Origin of the sequence: Rhodopirellula sp. MGV, assembly GCF_002251265.1 — a bacterium.
In the GTDB taxonomy this organism is placed as follows: domain Bacteria; phylum Planctomycetota; class Planctomycetia; order Pirellulales; family Pirellulaceae; genus Stieleria; species Stieleria baltica_A.
In genome coordinates this window covers 1-15,007 of sequence record NZ_NPDI01000065.1, presented here as the reverse complement: position 1 = coordinate 15,007, position 15,007 = coordinate 1, and the positions used below count along the sequence as shown (strand labels likewise).

Here is a 15,007-nt window from a genome sequence, read left to right as displayed (position 1 = left end):
TTTACCTCACTTTGATTTGGGGACGGTCGATGTCACGGTACCTCCGAACGTTTGCGGTTGGCTTGTGGACGTTTCTTGTTTTGTCGGTTAGTTGCTTGCCTGGGCAGGAAGCTGCACCAGTTCCCGTTAACGCTGAGTCGGAAGCGTCTGTTAGAGAGCATTTGAAACGCTACGTTCAAGCCTTCAATGAGCGACAATGGGAATCGATTGATCAGCTTGTTAGCCGCAGCGTTACTTATCGTGATGAATCTTCTGGTGATCAAATTGCCAGCTCTCAAGGATTGATTGATCGCATCAAAGCAGCGGTCGAGTCGGAGAAGGACTTGGCGTTGCAGGCTCGAATCGACCGGATGGAGTTCCATGACGTCGGCGATGATGTCGATGGCAAAGCCGTCGTGCACGGTGTGACGAAGTTGACATCCGCCGCGATGCCGGCTGAGGCTTCCGCGTTTGTTGTTGTCTTGGTCAAAGACGCGGGGCAGTGGACGATCGTTTCGATAGCCGAGCAACCAATGACCGGGGGCAGCGAAACGACTGGAGATCAAGCGATCGAGTCGCTGGAATGGTTGTTGGGAACGTGGGAAGGGATGTCTGATCGTCAGTTGCGAAGCGAGGTGGAGTACTTGCCGGGGAGAAAGTTTATCCGGCGAACGATCATTGATCCGGCGACCGAGGGATCGCTTGCCTATGAGTTGATCGGATTTGACGCAAAGCTCAACGTGGTCCGTTCATGGATGTTCTTCTCCGACGGCAGTTTTGGAGGCGGTGTCTGGAGCGGCGGAGCGGATCATTGGAGTCTAAAGTTGACGCAGACAATGAGCGACGGACGAACCGCGTCTGGGACGTATGTGATTCGGCCTGTCGATTCGGACACAATGGTCGTGCAAATGATTTCGCGAGAGGTCGAGGGCGAGCCAATGCCCTCGGGAGCTGAAATTACGATGAAGCGAATTGGTCAAGCTATTGGAGACGACAGATGAAAAGGGCTCTTGGTCGATTGAGCTGTTGCGTATTCGTGCTGCTCATCGCGTGTCCGTGGGCGGGGCTTGCGCAAGGTGGTGGTTTCGGTGGCCGTGGTGGCGGCGGCGCGCGACCGAGCTTTGGCGGCGCTGGCGGTAATTTTGGCGGTGCTCGACCTGCCATGAATGTTCCGCGTGGCGGTTTCGGCGGAAATGCCGGAATGCCGACGCAGCGTCCACAAACAAGTTCTCCGCACCTAGGAATTGGCGGTGGCGGGAATCGCACGAACGTCAGTGGCTTGTCGCCAGCTCGATCCGGATCGGTTGTTGCAAGGGGGAGCCTCGGCAGTCGTGATTCTGGGGCGACCAATCGTCCTGGCAATTCCGTTCGGCCAAGCGGCAACGTTGGGCAAGATCGGCTAGGGCGTCCGGCGATTGGTGCCAGTCGTCCGGCAATGCCTGAGTTTGGCAAGCTTCCTTCGGGCCGACCGTCAGCCGGAGACCTAGGTGACTTCTTAGGGTTGGACACGCCCGTGGGGCCTGGTCCAAATGTGAATCGTCCGGTGGCTTCTCCGGCAAACCGTGCCGACGAGTTGAATCAACGTCGTGACGCCGGAGCAGTGAATCGTCCGAGCGTCGGCGATCGTGTTTCCAGCCGACCATTGCCGGCGAATCGTCTTCCTCCCGATCGACGCGTCAATCTCGATGTTGGCGATATCAACATCGGGACGAATACCATCATCAGCAATAAGCCTCGATGGGTATCCCTTGAGGATCATCAAGTCAACGCGATCAATCAGCGTTGGCGCAACCAGCTAAACACCGCCAGCACACTTCCGGCCAAGGTGCCGGATCGATTTCAGGATTGGGGAGACGCAATCCGCGACCGCTGGCACGACAATCAACCGCCTGGCTATTTTCGTCCTGATTGGTGGGCACGGCATCGGTTCCGATGTTGCGGATGGCATTACATCTATGCGTACACGTACTATCCCTACGCGTACTGGTGGAGCACACCGGCGTACAACGACGTCGTGAGTTGGTGTAATTGGGGATCCGTTGCTTCGCCAGCCGTTCAACCGGTTTACTACGACTATGGAAGTGGCGGGAATGTGACGTACCAATCCAGTCAAGTTTATCTCTCGGGGCAGCCCATTGCGGATTCGAAGGAGTTTGCGGAAAGCGCCGCGTTGCTCGCCACGGTGGATGCCCCAGATTCCTCGCAGGAAGCGGAAGAGTCCGAGTGGATGCCGCTTGGGACATTCGCATTCGCGACAAGTTCCGACGATTTGGATCCTTCGCGTGTTGTCCAACTCGCCATTAATCAAGATGGCATCGTTTCGGGGACTCTTTTCAACAAAGACACTGACCAAGTGCAAGCGATTCAGGGACGAGTCGATAAGGACACGCAGCGAGTCGCTCTGCGTGTCGGAGAAAGTAACAGCGTTGTTGTCGAAACTGGTCTCTACAATTTGACTCAAGACGAAGCCTCCGTTCTCGTTCATTTCGGTACCGAAACGCACGACAATTGCCTTTTGGTTCGCTTGCCAAGCTCAGACGAACCAACGCCTGGAATCTAGCCTCATGTTTAGGAACACCGTGATGGTATCCGCTCGACTTGTCCTGTTCTTTCTCTGTTGCTCGCTGTTGCCGACTGCTCTGCCGGCTGCTGTCGCAAAGCCTCGTACTTGGACCATCGCCAATGGCGATGTGACGATTGACGGTGACTTCATTGCCGCCAACGAAACCACAGCGGTCCTGCGGCGAAAAGGATCGGGGCGATTGGTCGCTGTTGAGCTTGCCGATCTCTCACGCGAAGATCGTCAAGTCGTTCAAGAATTGGTGAGTGACCAGAAGCCCTTAAGCCAGTCTCCCGATGATGCCAGCCAAATGCAAACGTGGACGTCACGTGATGGCATGAAGATTCAGGCCCGTGTCGTCGCGTATGGAAAAAAAGATTACACCCTGTCGAAAATGCGCGGCGTCGTAACGATCAACGGAAAAGCCTTTTCGGCATTGGATTCGTTGCACCAGCTTGTCGTCTTGAAGGTCCTGTCAAAGATAGAGGGGATCGCGCTGGAAGACGAAGCAGATCTGAAACGTTTCGTGGGCACTTTGTCAGGGCAGCCGAAGACGTATCCGTTGGAAGGTGTGTTGATGGAACTACGCACGGGTGATCAGATTGCAGTTCCATTTTTTATGTTCAGCGACAGTGATCTCGAGATTCTGAAGACTGGTTGGCAGGATTGGCAGAAAAGCGAAGGTGAGGCCCAGTCGCGCGAAGATTTGCTGATTCGGTCGGAGGCGATGGAGTATCAACGGTCGGTTGCGCAGCAAGCCGAATACCAGCGGCTGGAAATGCTGAAACTCACAATGTTGGCCGCACAAACCGGATTGACCTCCATTTGGGAGGTTCAATTGAAGCCAAACCCTGGAGTGTATGGGCGTCCGATCAGCACGATGGTTTATGCAAACGATAGTAAAACGGCAACACAGATGGTCTTGCCAAACTATCCGGGTTACTCGCTTATCGGCGTGAGAAAAGCAAGCCGTTTCTAGCCGCAAGTTGGGCTGCTACGGCAAGTAAAACCCAAATGAAATCTGAATCCGGTGCGCGTCTGCCTGGCGAGAATCTTGGTTCTCGCGCATGCCGTAAAGATATTCGGCGCCTGCGAATACCCGTTCGTACGGATTAAAGATCGTGTTGATGGCTAAGTACTTTGTCTGCCGAAGATTTGATGCGGACTGACCAGCGATGTCGTCGAGTGTCAGTTGGCTAAACGTCAGATTTGATGTCAGGCGATCGGACCAAGTTTGTTTGCAACCGATCATCCATCCAAACATCGGCAGGATCGCAGCTGAGTTTGGGCCGGTAGACACAATATCTGGGGAGCCTCGATAGCTTCCGATTCCCTCGCCGACCGTCAGTTGGGAATAAACGCGTGTGCAATCAGTCAAGCGAAAAGATCCGGTCGTATTCACACCCCAGGCAGTCCCGGTAATCACTTCCTGTCCGGCTTGTTGAAAACCAAGTTTTCTCAGGACAACAGCTGTTTGGGTTTCTGCATATTCGCCTTCCCATCGGAGGTGCGTGATAAAGTCGGGGGACTCGCTCCGCGGCTGGCCCGAAAGTCCTGTCGGTACTTCGATATCAATCGTTGGATCTTCGAGCGATGCCGCCCAACTCCAACCTGAACGCCCCAGCGGTTGGTCGAATCGAACGAGCCCTTGGCGGCGATTGACGTTTGACACCGCACCTTCGAAATCGAGCGTTTGAGGAACAGCGGAAGGATCGGTGAAAGTCGTCCATGTCTGCCCCGCGGTAAAGCGTCCAAGTGTTCCGTACGCATGCCGGAGGCGCAGAGACCCGTTTGCCCCATCACCACCACCGAAGAAGTCGGCTTCAACAAAGGCCCTCGCAATGTCTTGCTCGACGCGCCAACGTGTGTCAAAGCTCAGTCGCGATTGCTTGGCATGAAATCTTGCGTTTTGGTAGTCTGCCACACCAACCGGGATGTCAGTGGTGATGAAGGAGTCTTCGCTCTCGATTGGGGCTAAGTCCGAAATAAAGTCGGCTTTGATGAAGCCCCCGATCTTCATGGCTGCCTTGTCGCCGACAATCACAATCCCGCCTGAAAACTCGGGCACGGCAGTGAAGTCATTTTCATGCTGTTTGAGTAGCCCGCCATCAAAATCTGCGGTGCGGAAATCAGCAGCGGAAAGCCCAGACGCGCCGGGCATCACATCCCCATCGGAAATGCCGTCCGCTTGGTAGCGAAGCGGTAGTGGCAGATCGGTTTCAGCGGCCGATTCAGATGACGTAATTTGTTTAGGATCGGTTAAGGAATTCGTGCTGGTGTTTTGTGCAGTAGTCGCGGGCGGCGTGGCAAATGCAACGGCCGTGATCAGTACGAAGGCAGTGTTCCGTGAAAGGCGAAAATGCGGCATGAGTTGGCGAGAAACTCTCGTGTCAGAAAGCATTTGCCCGCTGAAAATGACGAAACACTGAGATTTTAGTGTCAGAGAACTTTAGCGATTTCGGCCGACGAGGTGGTAGGACTTCAGTTTCATCGATGGTTTTGCCGTTTAATGCAGTTTTGAGCGGTGATTAGCCAGTCGCAGGCGAGGCGCTATGATTAAATTGCTGGCTATACTGATGCTCTCTATGCGGAGGGATGTATTGCTTGCGCTTTCTTGTTTGCTGCTCCGCGAGATTGTTTTAACCACGGCTGAAGCGACTGTACAAATGCGAATGCGAACTTTGATCAATGCGGCGATTTTATTTGTGGTCTCAACCGCTCCATGTCTTGGGCAAGAGAAAGAGAAGATTTCGTTGTTGCTGGATCGCTCCCCGGCAAAGGCGAACGCGATTGGATACATCAACGTCCCGTCACTAAATAAGTTGATGGAGGATGCCGGGTTTTCGAGTCGGGTCACTTCGACAGTCGATGAGGTGTGGTTCATCGCTGATTTAGAACTCGCCGAAATGCGGCCGAAATGGGAGGCCGGCTATGCGGTCCTGAAACGCCCTGTTGATTCCGAGCGGCTTGCCGATTCGTTGGGTGGGTACGTCGACACGGTCGAAAGCCAGCAGGTGATTCACGCACCGCATCAAACTTATTTCGTTCCCGGAACGGAGCATCCAGAGCGATTGGGGATTCTGCGCCCGACAGATCGTGCTTTCTTGGCCGGTTGGCTTACTCCAACCATGAACATCCAGTACACCCCGTTTCTCAACTCACAAGCCAATCAGCCTGAGGCGTACTTGTCTTTCATGATGGCGATTGAGCTTAGGAACGTCTTGTCGCCCGTCTCTTTGGCAACGCGGTTGCAGAGTATCGAATCGCTAAAGTCCAATTCACCTGAATCCGTGGCAAAGGTACTGGCGTCGATTCAGGGCGTCAGTGTGATCGTTGGACGGAAAAGTTTGCAGCAGTGCATCGTGAAGTTCCAGTTCCAAAACTCACCGGCATCTTTAAAGCCGATTGCAGCCGAAATGCTTGCTGAGATTCTGGAGAAAAACGGATTGTCAGCTGCTGAGGTGAAGTCATGGAAAGTCGCCGTGGAAGACAACACGCTGTCGCTTCAAGGTCCAATCACGCAATCGACATTGAGCGGATTGATGAGCGTCTTCAGTGTGCAAAGCCAAGCGGAACGCGCCGCCGGAAGGGTGACGTTGGAAGGGGGCGAGGAGAAGCAGGTTGCTTATCAGTCGAAGCATTACTTCGATGAAGTCAATGCGATCGTCGAGCGGACGCGGGATCACAAGTCGCAAACGACCGGTGCGATGGCTAGCTGGAATGACAAGCGAGCCCGTCAAATTGATGAGCTGCCAACCTTGAACGTGGATCCGGAGATGATCCAGTTTGGAGTAGACGTGGCCACCTTGCTTCGTGGAAATGCATTGAGCGTCAGGCAGACCAACATTCAGGCTGGCAAGGTCAAGGCATCACAGAGCTTGGACAGTGGTTACTACAACGATGGATACGGCTACTACAATTCAAACAGCAGTGTCGACTATCAACGCGTCACCGATGCGATGGCTAGGGGGAACGCGTACGGGAATTATCGCGGAGCCTTGAGTCAGATTGACAAAATGACCGCCGAAGTACGACGCGCGATGACTGAGAAGTACCAGATCCAGTTCTAGCGTCTGCTTGCCTTTGCAGCGTGGTTGGGAACCCTTCGCAACGTGATTGGGAGTGCAGGGGCTTCGATTGGTCATTTCGCAGTGAGGGTGTGCGCTGGCCGGGCGTCGACATGCCTTAGCGAAAAAGCCAGCCCTGCGAAAAACCCAGCCCAACGAAAAAAGCCAGCGTGCGAGATTCGCAAGCTGGCTTTTTTAGATGGAGGCGGCGGGAATTGAACCCGCGTCCCGCGATGCGTCCACGGCGACGTCTACGTGTGTAGTCGGACTATTTCGGGCCGAGGCCCAATTTCGCTTACCACGGCGCTGCCCAACAGGCTCCGTCGCTCGCTAGCTCGAATCAAAATTTAGCCCACCGCGTCTCGAACTTGACGGCAGGCGATCCAGAATTACATCTGACAGTCGGGCGCCTCTGGCGAGCCCCCTCAGTCAGGGATGCCTGTTCTTAGGCAGCCAGTGCTAGATTTTCATCTGCAATTAAATTTATGATCAGCTTTTTACGTGGCCAACTGATCAACCACGACACGCAATCACGCGCTTCCAATCATCCGGTCGAATCCAAATCGCCCCCGATCGGAAAGTTGCCCGAAAGATCGCTCTTTCCAGCCACTCCATTCTACGAGCCAGCTCGGCGATGGCAAGGTAATGTCGCGTCAGGGTAGCTTCGGCAAGCCTGGTGGTTCGCCTTTTGCATCCCAGCAAACTTCTACGACAGTTCGGCGGGCAAGGAGGTTCACGCTCCGATTCTGACGAATTTGCGAGATGGCCGTTCGTGCCAGCATTGCGGGGCGCAGCATGAATGAAGCTGTGTTTTGGTGGCACCAGCAAAAAATCTCGCCGATTCATCGGCCCGGAAACCAATGTTTTCATGCCAAGAGGGGACGTTTCCCCAGAAATCACTTTTTAAAACTCTCGGAGTTCAGACTCGATCATGAACCAACCTGAATCCGACGGGATCCAGTTGCCTGATCTCAACCACCTGCGGCCCTATGTCGTTTGGGTGGTTCCGGCGATCATCATTTTGTTCCTGTTATCGACCAGTTTTTACACCGTCCAGGCCGAATCTCAGGGCGTCGTTTTGCGTTTTGGGCGGTATGTCGGCAATACCGAACCGGGCTTGCGATTTAAGCTTCCGCTTGGAATCGACAAGGTTGAGATCGTTCCGATCAAGCGGCAGTTGAAGCAGGAGTTCGGTTTTGGGACTCCCGGATCGACCAACCCAACGCAGTATTCGGGCGAGCAGAAAGAAGAACGCAACATGGTTACCGGTGACTTGAATACTGCATCGGTGGAATGGGTGATTCAGTATCGCATTCAAGAACCGCAGATGTATCTGTTCAAGGTTCGGGATCCGGGCCGCACTCTGCGAGACTTGTCCGAGTCGGTGATGCGAACGGTCGTCGGTGATCGCACCGTGGATGAGGTCATTACTGTTGGCCGGCAAGAGATCGAAGTCGACGCGCTCGCACAACTTCAGGAGCTGGTCAACCGATACGAGTTGGGCTTGGCGATCGATCAAGTGCAACTCAAGAACGTCAACCCGCCGGGACCAGTCCAGCCATCGTTCAACGAGGTCAATCAGGCACAGCAGGAACGCGAGCAGATGATCAACGTCGCCAACGGTGAATACAACAAAGAAGTTCCCCGGGCGCGTGGGCAAGCGGAGCAAAAAATTCAGGGTGCCGAAGGCTATGCGACGAAGCGAGTCAACGAAGCTGAGGGGGACGTCGCGCGATTCAATGCGGTCCTAAAAGAGTATGTCAAAGCACCGGAGGTCACCAAGCAGCGGATCTACATCGAAACGATGCGTCAGGTGGTGCCGTCGCTAGGAAAGAAAATTATTCTCGATGACGGGGCCAAACAGATCCTGCCCTTGTTGCCATTGACTGGAGGAGCCGTTCGGTGAAGCAGCTACCAATTGCACTTGTCGGATTGTTCGCGTTGGCTATCGCGTTCATCTTGTTCTCTTGCTCGTACACCGTCAGTGAAACCGAACAGGTGATCGTGACGCAGTTCGGTAAACCGATCGGCGAGCCCATTACCAATAGCGGTTTGCATTTCAAATTGCCGTTCATTCAAGAGGCGACGTCGTTTGAAAAGCGTATTCTGGAATGGGACGGTCGCCCCAATGAAATGCCGACGAAAGACAAGACCTACATTGTTGTGGATACGTTCGGTCGTTGGCGGATTCACGATGCGAAGCAGTACTTTCTACGTCTGCGTGACGAGCGTAGTGCTCTGTCCCGACTCGATGACATTTTGGGAAGTGAGACCCGCAACGCGATCGCGAAGCACGAGTTGATCGAGTTAGTTCGGACGACAAAGGATCGTGTTCCACTGCAGGACACCGCGATCATTGATGGCCCGGGCAGTGCTGGGACGCTGTATCCGATCACGAAAGGCCGGGCAAAAATCGAGCAGGAGATCTTTGAAAAGTCTGCGGAGAAGCTGGTCGACTTTGGGATCGAGTTGTTAGACGTTCGTTTCAAGCGAATCAACTACAACGACAATGTCCAGCAGCGGATCTACGCCCGTATGATCAGCGAGCGTCAGCAGATTGCCGAGCGATTCCGCAGCGAAGGTGCTGGTGAAGCAGCGAAGATTATCGGTCGCAAAGAACGTGATCTGCTGGAGATCGAATCGGAAGCGTATAAACGCGTTCAGGAGATTCGTGGTGAGGCGGACGCGAAGGCGACCGAGATCTATGCGTCGGCTTACAACCAAGACCAGCAAGCGGTCTCGTTCTATCAGTTCATCAAGACGATGGAGACTTATGAAGAAATGTTAGGTGGCGACAGTACTTTGGTGCTGACGACCGATAGCGATATCTTCAAGTTCCTCAAGAGCATCAATCCAGAGGATTGATCTCCCCCGTAGTGGACGAAGCGATGAGTCCCCGCTCTAGCATCCGAGCTTGCTCACACTCATAAGCCGCATTGGCGATAGCCAGCGGTTGAATGATTTTGTTCAGCTCGCGGCACCATCGCCGCAAGCTGAGAACGGGGAATCGTCTAAAGGCTAGGCTCCAGCAACGTAGTGGACGAAGCAATGAGTCCCTGCCCTGGCGCCCGAGCTTGCTCGCTCTCATGAGCCGCATTGGCGATAGCCAGCGGTTGAACGATCTTGTTCTGCTCGCGGCATCACCGCCGCAAGCAGAGAACCATAAATCGCCTAAAGGCTAGACTCCAGCGTTTAACGCAGGTTTTTTATTCTGATTTGTCCGGTGTCACGATCGTTTCGGTCAGATCTGGCATCGGCGTTTTCTTGGACGTGTCGGTTGAGACGCGTTGCCGCTTCGTCGAATCACGACGATTCGTCAAAGGGGCGTTCATCGGTTCGACGTCCACGCTCGCTTTACGAATCCGCCGGACCACGCGGTCATCGCGAACCCGTCTGACAAACAACCACAACATCGCACTGACCAACAACAGCGCGACCACGCCGATGCTGCCAGTGCGCAGCAGGCTTTGCGTCATCTGACCGACTGGCGCGAAGACCTTGTTCAATCGGTACTGAACCAAGACCAAAAGGTCAGACTGTTCGTCGATCGATAGATTGCCAGGTCCTGTTTCTGCCGAATTACCTGGATTGATTGTCAGCCGTGGGACCGCAACGGGCTGCATCGCCGCAATCCATCCGCCAGAGTAAGTCTGCGACGCTTCGGCACTGCAAACTGGGTCAGAATAATCGACGTCTTTGCCAGTTAACAATTCGTCCATCGTTGACTGATCGACGCGATAGACTTCGCCGTTTTTTAGCTTGCCTTCACGTTGTCGTTCGTCCATGTAAGGGTGCTGCAGCAACGTGCCGCGAGTTGGGCCATCGCGGGCGTCAACCAAAACCGCAACATGGTTTTTCTGTTCGTCGCCTTGCAGGATTTCGATGTCACCAAGGTTGATGGTGGCGACAAAGACGGCGTCCGGTTTGGCATTCGGGTCGTCGGATAGAGTGACCGGGGCGCTGATTGCGATCTTCCACAAAAACGTCGCCGTTGATTGGAATGCAGCTGACATCTGCATGTGCCGCAGTGCATCGACATCTGCAATCGTTGTCGTTTTGGGTAAGTCGTTTTTGCCGCCATGAAAATAGGTCCGGTACGCATAGTTGCGTCCGGCACTACTTTGTTCGCGGGCGACGGCGTTGACGTAGGCAATGGAAAAAATCGTTCCGCTGCCATCGGTTAAAAAGATCGTCGCCAGCTTGGGACGGTGCGGGTGATCGACGCTGGGCATGTAATCGTCCAGCCGACTTTGCAAGAATTGATCCAGTTCGATACGGGCTTCGTTGTCGAGCAACTTTTCGCGAACTTGGGTCAGCTTGCTTGCGTTTTGACTGGTCCCGGCACCGGCGATTTGTTGCAAGCGTTTTTGCAAATCGGTATCAGCAAGTGTGCTGCGTAGCTTTTCGCGGAACGCGTTGCTATTGATTTCTTCTTGGCATAATCGGAAGTAGCGTTCCAGTTCGCTTTCGAGGGTTCGCGCCGCAAAGCGTGCGGCCAGCAAGTTGCTTTCGCGTGCCTCGGCTTTGAGCGCGACCATCGTTTGCTCTTTGGCCGTGTTGATGGTCTGGACACCGATGATGCACGACACGATCAGCAACAGCAACGGGCCCAGGATGCCAAGCAGCATCAGTGGCCGCTTGGCACGCGACTCGTCACGACGGTCGAGGTGGTCGAGGATTTCTTGGACGTTGGCGAAGCGGCTGTCGGGCTCGGGGGCCAAACAGCGGCTGACGATTCGGGCGAGTTCACGGTCGACACCGCTGCGTTGAATGTGACGCACCGGCGGTGTCGCGTTGCGAATCGAATCGCGATACCGTTCCAGTCGTTTGGGAAGCGAACCGGCGGTGTCGAGTTGTTCGACGATCGAATCGTCGCGGTAAGGCGGTCCGCCGGTCAGCATGCGGTACATGATCGCGCCGACCGCATACACGTCCCAGGAACTGCTCGGCGTCGATCCCAAGTCGGCTTGCTCGGGGGCCATGTAAAACAGCGTTCCGAGTGACGGCGTTTGGTCATGCGTCATCCGGCTTTGGCCAAAGTCAGCCAAACGGGGTTCATGATCGTCACCGAGCAGCACGTTGGCGGGCTTCAGGTCGCAATGCAGCACGCCTTTGTTGTGACTGTGGTTTAGCCCAACGCAGATTTTCCGAAACAGCATCACCGCTTCGGTCACCGGCAGGGCCCCGCGGTCGCTCAGCTCGTCCTCCAACGAACCGCCGGGGACCAATTCCATCACGTAATAAGGCGGGTCATTGTCCCATCCCACTTCCAAGACTTGGACAATATGGCGGTCCGCAGACAGCTGGACCAGGTTTTTGACTTCGTGCGAGAGCAACGACCAGTTCACACCGCCGCGGTGCAGGAAAAACTTCACCGCGACCGGCCGACCGGTGTTCAAATCTCGTCCGACCCAGACCTGGCCGAACGCGCCGCTGCCCAAGAAACGCTCCAGGCGATACCCTGGGACGTCCGACGGGGGGGCGGTCGCCTGCATCGACAGCTTCTTGCTGGTCGAGCGACCGCCTTCGGTTTGAAACTCTGTCAAATCTCCTTCGTTCACTGAGCCACCCTTTCGCATCCCAAGCTGGTAGACGCCGTGTCAATGCTTCCTGTACCGGACCAACCCCACCGTATTGTAGCGAGAAAGCTCTCCGATGGCGTCCGATCGTTGCTTGCGATCACGTTGTCGTTGTTGTGTGTCCATTCGTGTTTTGCGCAAGACCCACCCAGCGATGCGGGTGAGTTGTTGTTGCGCGATTTTCGTCCCCGACAAAAACTTGTCGTCGAGGAACATCCTTTGGCGTCGGCAAGGTACCCGGTCGTCGATGCCCACATTCACATGCACTATCGGCTACGCGACAGCCGGGAGGCGCTCGATGATTTCGTCGGCCTAATGGACCGCAATGACATCGCCGTGTGCGTTTCCTTAGACGGCAAATTGGGCCAGCAGCTTGACGAACACATGGAATATTTGTGGACAAAGTACCGCGATCGCTTCGCCATCTTTGCCAACGTCAACTGGCAAGGCAACGCCCCCGCCGATCAGCCGCACCTGTGGCCGTGCCATCAACCGGGCTTTGCCGAACGCACCGCCCAGGAATTACAGGACGCTGCCGAGCGCGGTGTCTGTGGTTTGAAGGTGTTTAAAGCGTTCGGGTTGAGCTACAAGAATCCGGACGGGACACTGATGAAAATCGACGACCCGCGTTGGGACCCGATCTGGGACAAGTGTGGCGAACTGGGGATTCCGGTGATCATTCACACCGCCGACCCGGCCGCGTTTTTCGACCCGATCGACAAGTACAACGAACGCTGGGAAGAGCTCTCGAGGCATCCGGACTGGAGTTTTCATGGGGACCAGTTTCCCACTCGCCAAGAATTGTTGGACGCCCGCAACCGAGTCATCGAACGGCACCCGAAAACACAGTTCATCGGTGCCCATGTTGCCAACAACAGCGAAGATTTGAAAACGGTTGGCGAGTGGCTCGATCGGTACCCCAACTTGTGGGTCGAGCCTGCGTCGCGAATCGGCGAACTTGGCCGTCAGCCCTACACCGCACGCGAATTTTTGATCCGATACCAGGACCGTATCCTGTTTGGGACCGATGGGCCTTGGCCAGAACTGCGTTTTCAGTTGTACTGGCGGTTCTTTGAAACCAAGGACGAGTCTTTCCCCTACAGCGAAAAAATCCCGCCGCCGCAAGGGATGTGGACCATCTATGGTGTGGGCCTGCCCGACGAAGTGCTGCAAAAGCTGTACTACAAGAACGCGGCCCGATTGATTCCCGGAGTCGAAGAACGACTTCAAAAATACAGGTCCAAAACGAATGACGAATGATTCTGTCGACGCCGAACAACCATCGTTTGCGATGGTTTGTTGTGCCAACGGTGCCGAAAAACGTGTGTTGCATGACATCGAACCACAAGGCTGGCGCCGCGCGTTTTCACGTCCCGGTTTCGTCACCCTGAAGAATGATTCCCAGTCCAAACTGCCCCACGGAACCTTCGTCCGCTCGGCGGCCTATTCGCTCGGACACCTTCGCAACGTCGACGGCCAAGCCCAAGTTCAGTCGTTGATCGAACTGCTGCAATCGCAATATCCAAGTGGCATTCAGTTCGACGAGCTGCACGTTTGGCCGCGCGATCGTCTGCCGATCGGCAAGTTCGGCTTCGAGCCTGGGCAGGACGAAGTGAGCCAAGTCGTCGCCCAAGAAATTTTCAACGGTTTGGGCGACACTTGGTTGCGATGCGACGCGCCCAATCGGATCGCCGAACCGGACGCCCGTTGTTTGGACGTCGTTCTGGTCGATCCGTCGGATTGGTTTATCGGTCAGCATACGGCAAGCGATTGGCACACCCGTTGGCCCGGCGGCGTGCAACCGATCAACCCGCAATACGAACCGATCAGTCGCGCGTATTACAAAGCCGCCGAGTCGATCGCGTGGAGTGGCTTTGACATTGCGCCCGGTGACTTGGCGGTCGAAGTCGGTAGCGCTCCCGGTGGGGCTTGCGGCCGAATGTTGGAATTGGGCATGCGGGTGATCGGCATCGATCCTGCCGAGATGGACCCACGAATTGCCGAGCACCCTCGGTTCAAGCACCTCCGTGCCCGCGCCGGTGACCTGCCACGCAAAGAGTTCCGCGGGGTGAAATGGTTGCTTGCCGATTCCAACGTGAAGCCAGAAAAGACGTTGGTGACGATCGAGAACATCGTCAAGCATTCCGTTTGCGAAATCGAAGGCTTGCTGTTGACGATGAAGCTTGGCGATTACGAAGTCGCTGACAGAATTCCGCAGTGGCTCAAACGCATCAAAAGCTGGAATCCCGTCGATGTCCGCGTTCGCCAGCTCGCCCGCAACCGCTGCGAAGTCTGCCTGGCGATTCGTTTGAAGGCTGCGAAGTAACCGCTGGAGTCTACCTTTAGGCGATTTTCGGTTCCCGAGCAGCGATGGTGGTGCGGCTGAGGTGGAAAGAACACTTAACCGCTGGCTATCGCCAATGCGGCTCATGAAAGCGGACCAAGCATCGCGAAGCATAGTGCCAAGACTCCTCGCGACGTGGATCACGATCGTTGGAGTCTAGCCTTTAGGCGATTTTCGATTCCCCGAGCAGCGACGGTGGTGCGGCTGAGGTGGCAAGAGCACTTAACCGCTGGCTATCGCCAATGCGGCTCATGGAAGCGGGCCAAGCATCGCGAAGCCCAAAGCCGGGACTCCTCGCGACGTGGATCACGATCGCTGGAGTCTAGCCTTTAGGCGATTCTCGATTCTCCAGCAGCGACGGTGGCTGGATTAGCCCGATCAACATAGCTTTTCACGGGGACCGGCAAACGCTCCAGACCGATACCGATCAACTTCATGCGGTAATCCGCCTCGACCAACACGCGTGCGAAGTGAGTGT

The 15,007-nt window shown here is 55.3% G+C and carries 10 protein-coding genes, 1 other RNA gene and 1 pseudogene; 8 read left to right on the top strand and 4 right to left on the bottom strand.

Annotated features, from left to right (window positions below; all coding sequences use genetic code 11):
* Positions 1 to 29: 29 nt before the first annotated feature.
* The 3 genes from CGZ80_RS22315 to CGZ80_RS22305 are packed head-to-tail and all read left to right on the top strand — an operon-like array spanning position 30 to position 3,518.
* The gene (locus CGZ80_RS22315; protein ID WP_094417902.1) at positions 30 to 980 is read left to right on the top strand and encodes a hypothetical protein; all 951 of its coding nucleotides are present in this window, start codon (positions 30 to 32) and stop codon (positions 978 to 980) included.
* Positions 977 to 2,539, top strand: coding sequence for a mu-protocadherin- cell-suface protein (locus CGZ80_RS22310; protein WP_143544097.1), 1,563 nt, complete (start codon positions 977 to 979; stop codon positions 2,537 to 2,539). The genes CGZ80_RS22315 and CGZ80_RS22310 overlap by 4 nt, the downstream gene beginning before the upstream one ends.
* 4 nt (positions 2,540 to 2,543) lie before the next feature.
* The gene (locus tag CGZ80_RS22305; protein WP_233148593.1) at positions 2,544 to 3,518 is read left to right on the top strand and encodes a hypothetical protein; all 975 of its coding nucleotides are present in this window, start codon (positions 2,544 to 2,546) and stop codon (positions 3,516 to 3,518) included.
* A 15-nt stretch (positions 3,519 to 3,533) separates the two neighbouring features.
* On the opposite strand, the gene CGZ80_RS22300 is transcribed toward CGZ80_RS22305, so the two are convergent.
* Positions 3,534 to 4,907 (bottom strand): DcaP family trimeric outer membrane transporter, encoded by a 1,374-nt coding sequence (locus CGZ80_RS22300; RefSeq protein ID WP_198953766.1) that lies wholly within the window; start codon positions 4,905 to 4,907, stop codon positions 3,534 to 3,536.
* Positions 4,908 to 5,205: 298 nt separating this feature from the next.
* Here CGZ80_RS22300 and CGZ80_RS22295 point away from each other — a divergent pair, with 298 nt between their 5' ends.
* Positions 5,206 to 6,609, top strand: a complete 1,404-nt coding sequence (locus CGZ80_RS22295; RefSeq protein WP_233148592.1) for a hypothetical protein — start codon at positions 5,206 to 5,208, stop codon at positions 6,607 to 6,609.
* Positions 6,610 to 6,803: 194 nt separating this feature from the next.
* Here the strand turns inward: CGZ80_RS22295 and ssrA are convergent.
* Positions 6,804 to 7,177, bottom strand: a transfer-messenger RNA (tmRNA) gene (gene ssrA, locus CGZ80_RS22290).
* A gap of 360 nt (positions 7,178 to 7,537) precedes the next feature.
* On the opposite strand from ssrA, the gene hflK reads away from it, so the two are divergent.
* Together hflK and hflC are read left to right on the top strand one after the other, a co-directional pair.
* Entirely contained in the window at positions 7,538 to 8,512 is a 975-nt protein-coding gene (gene hflK, locus CGZ80_RS22285) for an FtsH protease activity modulator HflK (RefSeq protein ID WP_094417899.1), read from the top strand.
* Complete coding sequence (gene hflC, locus CGZ80_RS22280; RefSeq protein ID WP_094417898.1) at positions 8,509 to 9,471, top strand: protease modulator HflC; 963 nt, start codon at positions 8,509 to 8,511, stop codon at positions 9,469 to 9,471. Before hflK ends, hflC begins: the two co-directional genes overlap by 4 nt.
* Before the next feature lie 341 nt (positions 9,472 to 9,812).
* Here hflC and CGZ80_RS22275 read toward each other — a convergent pair whose 3' ends face one another.
* Positions 9,813 to 12,167 (bottom strand): serine/threonine-protein kinase, encoded by a 2,355-nt coding sequence (locus CGZ80_RS22275; protein ID WP_158222812.1) that lies wholly within the window; start codon positions 12,165 to 12,167, stop codon positions 9,813 to 9,815.
* A gap of 36 nt (positions 12,168 to 12,203) precedes the next feature.
* Here CGZ80_RS22275 and CGZ80_RS22270 point away from each other — a divergent pair, with 36 nt between their 5' ends.
* Both CGZ80_RS22270 and CGZ80_RS22265 read left to right on the top strand, forming a co-directional pair.
* A complete protein-coding gene (locus CGZ80_RS22270; RefSeq protein ID WP_409994562.1) occupies positions 12,204 to 13,445 on the top strand; it encodes an amidohydrolase family protein in 1,242 nt (413 codons plus the stop codon).
* The gene (locus CGZ80_RS22265; protein ID WP_094417895.1) at positions 13,435 to 14,511 is read left to right on the top strand and encodes an SAM-dependent methyltransferase; all 1,077 of its coding nucleotides are present in this window, start codon (positions 13,435 to 13,437) and stop codon (positions 14,509 to 14,511) included. The genes CGZ80_RS22270 and CGZ80_RS22265 overlap by 11 nt, the downstream gene beginning before the upstream one ends.
* 368 nt (positions 14,512 to 14,879) lie before the next feature.
* Here the strand turns inward: CGZ80_RS22265 and CGZ80_RS27760 are convergent.
* A pseudogene (locus tag CGZ80_RS27760) lies at positions 14,880 to 15,007 on the bottom strand (DUF1598 domain-containing protein); the annotation flags it as partial.

Excerpts from the sequence above, each read along its gene's own strand:
- CGZ80_RS22295 (WP_233148592.1), top strand. The coding sequence starts at position 5,206 with ATGCGAATGCGAACTTTGATCAATGCGGCGATTTTATTTGTGGTCTCA.
- hflK (WP_094417899.1), top strand. The coding sequence starts at position 7,538 with ATGAACCAACCTGAATCCGACGGGATCCAGTTGCCTGATCTCAACCAC.
- CGZ80_RS22315 (WP_094417902.1), top strand. The coding sequence starts at position 30 with ATGTCACGGTACCTCCGAACGTTTGCGGTTGGCTTGTGGACGTTTCTT.
- CGZ80_RS22310 (WP_143544097.1), top strand. The coding sequence starts at position 977 with ATGAAAAGGGCTCTTGGTCGATTGAGCTGTTGCGTATTCGTGCTGCTC.
- CGZ80_RS22305 (WP_233148593.1), top strand. The coding sequence starts at position 2,544 with ATGTTTAGGAACACCGTGATGGTATCCGCTCGACTTGTCCTGTTCTTT.
- CGZ80_RS22265 (WP_094417895.1), top strand. The coding sequence starts at position 13,435 with ATGACGAATGATTCTGTCGACGCCGAACAACCATCGTTTGCGATGGTT.
- CGZ80_RS22300 (WP_198953766.1), bottom strand. The coding sequence starts at position 4,907 with ATGCCGCATTTTCGCCTTTCACGGAACACTGCCTTCGTACTGATCACG.